General features: G+C 75.4%; 8 protein-coding genes and 2 pseudogenes. 7 read left to right on the top strand and 3 right to left on the bottom strand.

Annotation, left to right across the window (positions count from 1 at the left end; all coding sequences use genetic code 11):
- Window positions 1-480 (bottom strand): ABC transporter ATP-binding protein (locus IE312_RS38345; protein WP_229898811.1); only part of this gene is annotated, 480 nt, incomplete at its 3' end.
- Between the two features lie 107 nt (window positions 481-587).
- On the opposite strand from IE312_RS38345, the gene IE312_RS00585 reads away from it, so the two are divergent.
- The 4 genes and pseudogenes from IE312_RS00585 to IE312_RS44630 all read left to right on the top strand — a co-directional run.
- The gene (locus IE312_RS00585; RefSeq protein ID WP_189977198.1) at window positions 588-1,742 is read left to right on the top strand and encodes a sensor histidine kinase; all 1,155 of its coding nucleotides are present in this window, start codon (window positions 588-590) and stop codon (window positions 1,740-1,742) included.
- A gap of 14 nt (window positions 1,743-1,756) precedes the next feature.
- Window positions 1,757-2,413: a response regulator transcription factor gene (locus IE312_RS00580; protein WP_189977196.1), complete on the top strand. Its 657-nt coding sequence runs from the start codon at window positions 1,757-1,759 to the stop codon at window positions 2,411-2,413.
- Window positions 2,414-2,510: 97 nt separating this feature from the next.
- The gene (locus IE312_RS00575; protein WP_189977194.1) at window positions 2,511-3,665 is read left to right on the top strand and encodes an ROK family transcriptional regulator; all 1,155 of its coding nucleotides are present in this window, start codon (window positions 2,511-2,513) and stop codon (window positions 3,663-3,665) included.
- Window positions 3,666-3,704: 39 nt separating this feature from the next.
- Window positions 3,705-3,861: pseudogene (locus IE312_RS44630) on the top strand (transcriptional regulator); the annotation flags it as partial.
- Between the two features lie 289 nt (window positions 3,862-4,150).
- Here IE312_RS44630 and IE312_RS00565 read toward each other — a convergent pair.
- Both IE312_RS00565 and IE312_RS00560 read right to left on the bottom strand, forming a co-directional pair.
- Window positions 4,151-4,912 (bottom strand): GntR family transcriptional regulator, encoded by a 762-nt coding sequence (locus tag IE312_RS00565; protein ID WP_189977192.1) that lies wholly within the window; start codon window positions 4,910-4,912, stop codon window positions 4,151-4,153.
- Between the two features lie 241 nt (window positions 4,913-5,153).
- Window positions 5,154-6,038 (bottom strand): RNA polymerase sigma-70 factor, encoded by an 885-nt coding sequence (locus tag IE312_RS00560; protein WP_189977190.1) that lies wholly within the window; start codon window positions 6,036-6,038, stop codon window positions 5,154-5,156.
- Between the two features lie 122 nt (window positions 6,039-6,160).
- Between IE312_RS00560 and IE312_RS00555 the strand changes: the two genes are divergently transcribed.
- The 3 genes and pseudogenes from IE312_RS00555 to IE312_RS38340 form a co-directional block, all read left to right on the top strand.
- Window positions 6,161-6,814: an NADPH-dependent F420 reductase gene (locus tag IE312_RS00555; protein ID WP_189977188.1), complete on the top strand. Its 654-nt coding sequence runs from the start codon at window positions 6,161-6,163 to the stop codon at window positions 6,812-6,814.
- Window positions 6,815-6,914: 100 nt separating this feature from the next.
- On the top strand, window positions 6,915-7,745 hold the full coding sequence (locus IE312_RS00550; RefSeq protein ID WP_189977186.1) for an alpha/beta fold hydrolase: 831 nt from the start codon (window positions 6,915-6,917) through the stop codon (window positions 7,743-7,745).
- Between the two features lie 133 nt (window positions 7,746-7,878).
- Window positions 7,879-8,184 (top strand): annotated as a pseudogene (locus tag IE312_RS38340) (GNAT family N-acetyltransferase); the annotation flags it as partial.

Raw genomic sequence — 8,184 nt, 5'->3', positions numbered from 1 at the left:
GAGGCCGTTGGCGGGTTCGTCGAGCAGGACGACCCCGGGATCGCCGAGCAGGGCGGCGGCGATGCCGAGCCGCTGGCGCATGCCCAGGGAGTACGTCCGTACCCTGCGCCGGGCCACGGGGGCGAGACCGGTCTCCTCCAGGACGGTGTCGACCCGGCGGACCGGGACGCGGTTGCTCGCGGCGAGGGCGAGCAGGTGGTCGCGGGCCGTGCGGGCGCCGTGCGCGGCACCGGCGTCGAGCAGGGCGCCCACCTGACGCAGGGGTGTGCGGAGCCCGGCGTAGGGGTGGCCGCCGACGGTGGCGGTGCCGGCGGTGGGCCGGTCGAGGCCGAGGACGAGGCGGAAGGTGGTGGACTTGCCGGCGCCGTTGGGGCCGAGGAAGCCGGTGACCCGGCCGGGGTGCACACGGAAGGTGAGCCGGTCCACGGCCCGCCGGCCGCCGTACTCCTTGGTGAGGTCTCGTACGTCGATGCTGGTCATGGCAACAGCCTGGCCGGGCGGCGCGGTCGGGTCCTCCCCCGCCGGTGGAGAGCGTCTCCCCCGTGCGGGGGAGGCCCGTTGCCGCTGCCGCCTGCGACGATGAGGCCATGGCCCGCTTCCTGCGCCCGCTGCTCAGCGGGACGACGTACACCCGGCTGCTGCACCTGTGGGTGCCGATGCTGGTGGTCAGCGTCTGGCTCTTCGTCGACCCGTCGGCACCGTGGGTGCCCGCGCTGCTGCTGGTCCCGCTCGGCCTGGTGCCCGCGGTGCGGCGGGGCGAGGGGGTGCAGGCGCGGCTGCTGCTCACGCCCGGCGAGAAGGAGCCGGGCATCTCCGAGGCGCCGGCGGCGAACTGGCGGGACCGGTCGCGCACGGTGCTGTGGCTGGAGCTGCGGATGCTGTTCGGCGGCGCGACCGTGTTCGCCTCGGTGTGGCTGCCCGTCAGCAGCTTCGAGCTGTTGCGGTGCGCGTGGGGCGGGACACCCGCGGGGGCTCCGCTGCTGGACCGGCTGCCGCCGCACCCCGCCTGGGCGCTGCTGGCGCCGCTGCCGTTGCTCGCCCTGTACGGGGTGGTCGTCGGCCTGGGCGAGCTGCTCACCGCCGCCGCGCGCCGGCTGCTGGGGCCGTCGGCGGCCGAGCGGCTGGCCGCGTTGGAGGAGCGCACCGAGCAGCTGCTGGAACGCGCCCGGATCGCGCGGGAGTTGCACGACTCCATCGGACACGCCCTGACGGTGGCGGTGGTGCAGGCCGGTGCGGCGCGCGCGGCCGGCGACCCGGAGTTCACCGACCGGGCGCTGGCCGCCGTCGAGGAGACCGGCCGCGCCGCGCTGGAGGACCTGGAGCGGGTGCTGGGCGTGCTGCGGGAGGCCGGGCGGCCGGTGAGCGCGCGGCCCACGCTGGCCGACGCCGGGCGGCTGCTGGAGTCGGCGCGGGCGGCCGGCGCGAAGCTCGACGCCGAGGTGACGGGCGCGGTCGAGGCCGTTCCGGGCCCCGTCTCCCGCGAGGGCTACCGGATCCTGCAGGAGGCGCTCACCAATGTGCTGCGGCACGCGGGCGCCGTCCCGGTGCGGGTCCGGATCGCGGCCGACGGCGGCACGCTCCGCCTGGAGGTCCGCAATCCGCTGCCGGGGGCGGTACCCGGCCCGGGGCGGGGCAGCGGGCTGCGCGGCATACGGGAACGGGCCGCGCTGCTGGGCGGAACCGCGTGGACCGGTCCGGACGAGGGCGACTGGCAGGTGCGCGCGGAGCTGCCCGCCCGCTGATCTACGCTGGCCGGATGCCGGTCACCGTACTCCTCGTCGACGACGAACCCCTGGTCCGCGCGGGACTGCGGGCCGTGCTGGCGGCGCAGCCCGACATCGAGGTGGTGGGCGAGGCGGCCGACGGCGCGGCGGTCATCCCGCTGGTACGGCGACTGCGGCCGGACGTGGTGGCGATGGACGTGCGGATGCCGCTGATGGACGGGATCGAGGCCACGCGCGCCGTGCTGCGCACGGTGCCGGAGCCGCCGAGGATCCTCGTGGTGACCACCTTCGAGGACGACGAGTACGTGTACGCGGCGCTGCGCGCGGGCGCCGACGGGTTCCTGCTGAAGCGGGCCCGGCCCGCCGAGATCGTGCACGCGGTGCGGCTGGTCGCAGAGGGCGACTCGCTGCTGTTCCCGGCCTCGGTACGGCGGCTGGCCGCCCGGTACGGCAACGGCGACCGGCCGGCGCGGGCCGTGCTGGAGCGGGCCCGGCTGACCGAGCGGGAGGCGGAGGTGCTGCGGCTGATGACCCGGGGCCTGTCGAACGCCGAGATCGCCGGCCGGCTGGTGGTGGGCGCGGAGACGGTGAAGTCGCACGTGAGTTCCGTCCTGGCCAAGCTGGGGGCGCGGGACCGCACCCAGGCGGTGATCGTGGCCTACGAGTCGGGGTTCGTGGAGCCGGGCTGAGCGTGGGGCACGGCCGCGGGCCCAGCCCGGCACTCGCCGGGCCGGGCCGGGCCGAGTACGATCCGGCCAACACGCCCGCGAGCTGGGAGGACGGACGGTGGGGCAGCTGACCGGCGGCGATCCCTCGCTGCTGCGAAGGATCAATTCCGCGGTGGTGCTGCACGCGTTGCGTGCCACGGACTGCGCGACGCTCACCGAGATCACCCGCGTCACCGGACTGTCCCGGCCGACCGTCGAGGGCGTCGTCGAGGGGCTCATCGAGGGCGGGCTCGTGGTGGAGGCGGCGGCCGACGACGGCGGCGCCCGCCGCCAGGGGCGGCCCGCCCGGCGGTTCCGGTTCCGGGCCGAGGCGGGGCACCTGCTGGGCCTGGAGATCGGGCCGCACCGGGTCGCCGCGCTCCTGTCCGACCTGGACGGGCGGGTGCTGGGCGCCCAGGCCAAGGAGGTCGAGGAGACGGCGCCGGCGGACGAGCGGCTGGACCGGCTGCGCGGCGCGGTCGCCGAACTGCTGCGCCGGGCCGGGGTGGCGCGCAGCTCGCTGCGGGCGGTGGGCGTGGGCACGCCGGGCATCGTGGAGGCGGACGGCACCGTGCGGCTCAGCACGGCCCTGCCGCAGTGGACGGGCCTGCGGCTCGGGGAGCGGCTGAGCCGCTCCTTCCGCTGTCCGGTGCTGGTGGAGAACGACGCCAACGCGGCGGCCGTCGCCGAACACTGGAAGGGTGCGGCGACCGGGACCGACGACGTGGTGTTCGTCCTGGCCGGGCTGAGCCCCGGGGCCGGCTCACTGATCGGCGGGCGGCTGCACCGGGGGTACGGCGGGGCGGCCGGGGAGATCGGCGCGCTGCACCTGCTGGGCCGGGAGGCGACGCCGGAGACGCTGCTGTCCACCACCGACGAGCCGCTGCACCCGCTGGACGAGCAGGCGGTCGCCGAGGTGTTCGCACTGGCCCGCAAGGGCGACCAGCGGGCCCGGGCGGCCGTGGACCGGTTCATCCAGCGGCTGGTGCACGATGTCGCCGCGCTGGTGCTGGCGCTCGATCCGGAACTGGTCGTGGTCGGGGGCTGGGCGGCGGGTCTGGACGGCGTCCTGGAGCCGCTGCGGCGGGAACTGGCCCGCTACTGCCTGCGGCCGCCCCGGGTGGCGCTGTCCCTGCTCGGCGAGGCGGCCGTCGCCACGGGGGCGCTGCGGGTGGCGCTGGACCACGTGGAGGAGCAGTTGTTCGCCGTGGACGGCACGGTGACGCGGCGCTGAGCCGTACGCCGAGGGAGGCACTGGTCGTCATGGAGACACGGCGGCCCGGAGCCGCTGCGGCGGGAACTGGCCCGCCACTGCCTGCGGGTGGCCCGGGTGGCGCTGTCCCTGCTCGGCCACGGGGGCGCTGCGGGTGGCCCTGGACCACGTGGAGGAGCAGTTGTTCGCCGTGGACGGCACGGTGACGCGGCGCTGAGCCGTACGCCGAGGGAGGCGCGGGTCGCCATGGAGACACGGCGTCCTGGAGCCGCTGCGGCGGGAACTGGCCCGCAACCTGCCTGAGGTTGGCCCTGGACCACGTCGAGGAGCAGTTGTTCGCCGTGGACGGCACGGTGACGCGGCGCTGAGCCGTGCGCCGAAGGGGGCGCGGGTCGTCGTGGAGACGCCGCGCCACGGTGACTCGTGGTCGCGCCGTGTCCCGCGCGCCGGGCGAGTCGGTCCCGTCCGGGGCCGTGAAGTGCCCGGTGCGCGGGCTGCCGTACGGCTCAGGAGGCCCGCTGCTCCGGGTCGTGGTGTATCTCCACGCCCGCCGATTCGCCGAAGGTCAGCCGGCAGGTGTCGGCGCGGTAGGTCGCCACCGACAGCGCGGCGGTGCGTCCCTGGACGAGGAAGCGGGTGGTGACGACCAGGACGGGTGAGCCGGGGAGGCGGTCCAGTTCCTTGGCGTCGTCCGCGCGCGCGGAGCCCAGTTCGACGGCGCGTTCCTCGCCCTCCAGGGACAGGTGCTGCAGCTCGCGCAGCACCGCACGCGCGCGTGCCGCGCCGGACGGGGCGTCGATCGCGGTGAGGCCCGGCACCGAGGCCGCCGGGATGTAGAGCAGTTCGGTGGCGACCTGCTGGCCGTGGGACATGCGGGTGCGGCGGACGGTGTGGACGGGCTCGTCCGCGTCGGTCCCCAGGGCGGCGACGACGGTGGCGGGCGGCGGTGTCAGGTCGCTGTCGGCGGGCTGCCAGGCGTCGCCGGCGGCGCCGGGCCAGGTGTGCTGTTCGGTGCCGACGGCCACGCCGACGCGCGGCGGGGCGACGGTCGTGCCGACGCCGCGGCGGCGCTGCAGCCGGCCCTCCAGCTCCAGCTGTTCCAGGGCCTGGCGGAGCGTGGCCCGGGCCACGCCGAAGCGGGCGGCGAGGTCGCGTTCGTTCGGCAGGATCTCGCCGACCGAGAACTCGGAGTCGAGTGCCTCGGTGAGCACGGTCTTGAGATGCCAGTACTTCGGTTCCGGCACCGATTCCAGCTGCGTGGTCCCCACCCTGTCCTCCGCAAGAGCCGTGGTCCGGCGGTTTTTAGCGCCCTTGTTTATTAAAGGTTGTTGCACTTCTCTGCGACGATAGGGCGGCCGTCACCCTTGGTCAAGACCAATCCTCGGCCCGGCGCGGAACGCGCGGGCGGGCCGCCGCCGAGCGTTCACGAGGCGTTCGTGCGCGGCGCGGTGTGTGACATCGCGGCAACGCCCCCGTCGCACCGGCGGGGGCGTCGCAGGGGCGGCGGGCTCAGCCGTCGGCGAGGTGCCGGAGCTTGTCCGGGTTGCGCACGAGGTAGACGGTGGTGATCCGGCCGTCGGCGATGTCCACCTGGAAGAGCGTGTGGGGCTTGCCGTCGGACAGGACGAGCAGTGCGGGGCCGCCGTTGACCTGCACGGGACGGAAGGACAGGTCCGCCGCGACCGGACGGGCGACGCCGATGAGGAAGCGGCCGACCTTGTCGGCGGTGTGCAGGACCCGCAGCGGCGCCTTGGCCTTGCCGCCGCTGTCGGCGACCAGCCGGGCGTCCGGAGCGAGCAGGGACAGCAGGCCCGCCAGGTCGCCCCCGGCCGCGGCGGCCAGGAAACGTTCGGTCAGGTCGCGGCGCCGCACGGGATCCGCCTCGTACCGGGGGCGCCGTTCGGCCACGTGCCGGCGGGCCCGGCCGGCGAGCTGCCGTACCGCCGGCTCGGCCCGGTCGAGCAGGGCGGCGATCTCGGCGTAGGGGTAGCCGAACGCCTCGCGGAGCACGAACACCGCGCGCTCCAGCGGGGAGAGCGACTCCAGGACGACCAGGACGGCCAGGGACACCGTGTCGGCGAGTTCGGCGCGGTCCGCGGAGTCCGGGGCGGTGCCGGTGAACTCGGTGAGGTACGGCTCCGGCAGCCACGGGCCGACGTACGCCTCGCCGCGGGACTGCACCTGGCGCAGCCGGTCGACGGCCAGCCGGGTGGTGACGCGCACCAGATAGGCGCGCGGTTCGCGGACCTGGGCGCGGTCGGCCCGGTACCAGCGCAGCCAGGCGTCCTGGACCACGTCCTCGGCGTCGGCGACCCTGCCGAGCATGCGGTAGGCGACTGCCATGAGGAGGGGCCGGTGCTCTTCGAAGACGTCGGTGGCGAGGTCGTCGGTCACGGGGGACATCCCAGCCGACACGCTGGTCGCTGTCCACCCGGAATGCCCGGCTCCGCAAGCGGTCCGGACCACAATGGCGGCGGACCGCCGGCCCGCGGCGGCCGGTGACCGTGAGGTGGGCGATGCGGTACGGGGTGCTGGGCACGGGCGAGGTGGGACGCACCCTGGCCGGCCGGCTGCTGGAGCTGGGCCACGAGGTGACCCTCGGTTCCCGCACCCGGGACAACCCGGTGGCGGCGCAGTGGGCGACGGCCGCGGCCGGCCGGGCCCACGCGGGGACGTTCGCGGACGCGGCCGAGGCGGGCGAGGTGGTCGTCAACGCGGTGGGCGGCCGGGTGGCGTTGGACGCGCTGCGGGCGGCGGGCGCGGAGCACCTGGAGGGCAAGGTGCTGGTCGACGTCTGCAATCCGCTGGCGTTCGACGACGGGCAGCCGCGCCTCGACCCGGTGGAGTCGGACAGCGTGGCCGAGCGCATCCAGCGGGCGTTCCCGCACGCGCGCGTGGTCAAGACGCTGAACACCGTCAACTGCCAGGTGATGGTGGATCCGGGGCGGGTGCCGGGCGAGCACCACGTGTTCGTGTGCGGGGCGGACGCCGGGGCCAAGGAGCGGGTGACGGGACTGCTCACGGAGTTCGGCTGGCCGGCCGGGCGGGTGCTGGACCTGGGCGGCATCCGTGCGGCGCGCGCGGTGGAGATGTATCTGCCGCTGTGGCTGGCCCTGTTCCGCGGCTTCGGGCACGCCGACTTCAACATCGAGGTGCACCGCGCGGGTTGAGGTCGGTGCGGGCGGGGCGGCATCCAGGGGCTACCGACGGGTAGCAATTGCTGACAAGCTGTCTACGGCGTCCGTCAGCAGCCCAGACGAGGAGCACCCCATGTCCGCCACCGTCTCCTTCAAGGTCCCCGCCCCGCACGGCCCGGGCGATGTCACCGTGTCCTACGCGCGCGTGGGCCGCGGCGCCCCCCTGGTCCTGCTGCACGGCATCGGCCACCACCGGCAGGCCTGGGACCCGGTCGTGGACATCCTGGCCACCGAGCGCGAGGTGATCGCCGTCGACCTGCCCGGTTTCGGCGCGTCCCCGGGACTGCCGGACGGCCTGGCCTACGACCTGCCCACCACGAACTCCGTACTGGGCGCCCTCTTCGAGGCGCTGGAGCTGGACCGCCCGCACGTCGCCGGCAACTCGCTGGGCGGTCTGCTCGCGCTCGAACTCGGCCGGGAGAAGCTCGTACGGTCCGTCACCGCCTTCTCCCCCGCCGGCTTCTGGACCGAGGCCGAGCGGCGGTACGCGTTCTCGGTGCTGCTCGCCATGCGGGGCATCGCCCGGCGGCTGCCACTGCCGCTGGTGGAGCGGCTGGCCCGCACGGCGGCCGGCCGTACCGCGCTGACCAGCACCATCTACGCCCGCCCCGGCCGCCGTTCGCCGGAGGCGGTGGTCGCCGAGACGCTCGCGCTGGTCGGGGCCACCGGCTTCGAGGAGACCCTGCGGGCGGGCGCCGCCGTCCGGTTCACCGACGAACTGGCGGGCCTGCCGGTCACGGTGGCCTGGGGCACCCGGGACCGGATCCTCGTGCGCCGCCAGGGCGTCCGCGCCAAGCAGCTCATACCGCACGCCCGGCTGGTGCGGCTGCCGGGCTGCGGCCACTGCCCGATGAACGACGACCCGGCACTGGTCGCACGGGTCATCCTGGACGGCAGCCGCTGAGCGGGCAGCGGCCGGACGGCGGACCGGCGGGGCAGCAGGACATAGAAAGTGCAACAAAAGGGGCGGAGCATACTTAACCCATCGGTCACAATGAGTTCGTGATCACGCAACACCCTTCGTCCACAGTGGCTGCATGACTCCAGACCTGCCTGATGTGACCCGGGCCCGGCACGGACGGCCCGTGCACCACTGGCGGCGCGACGTCGTCGAACTCGCCGCGCTCTTCACGGCCGTGGCCGTCGCGGACGCGGTGGCGAACCTGATCGGACACGGGCCCGACGGCCCGGCCCTGCTGGTGATCTCGGCGATCGTGCTGGCCGCGACGGCGGTGTTCCACGTGTGGTGGTCACGCCGCCACGGACATGCGCCGCCCCCCAGTGATACCGGCGCCCGGCCGGCCGCCGAACCGCGGCCGGCCGGGCCCTCCCAGCAGCCCGCC

This window comes from Streptomyces capoamus (assembly GCF_014654935.1).
In the GTDB taxonomy this organism is placed as follows: Bacteria; Actinomycetota; Actinomycetes; order Streptomycetales; family Streptomycetaceae; genus Streptomyces; species Streptomyces capoamus.
This window is presented reverse-complemented; position numbering and strand designations above follow the sequence as displayed.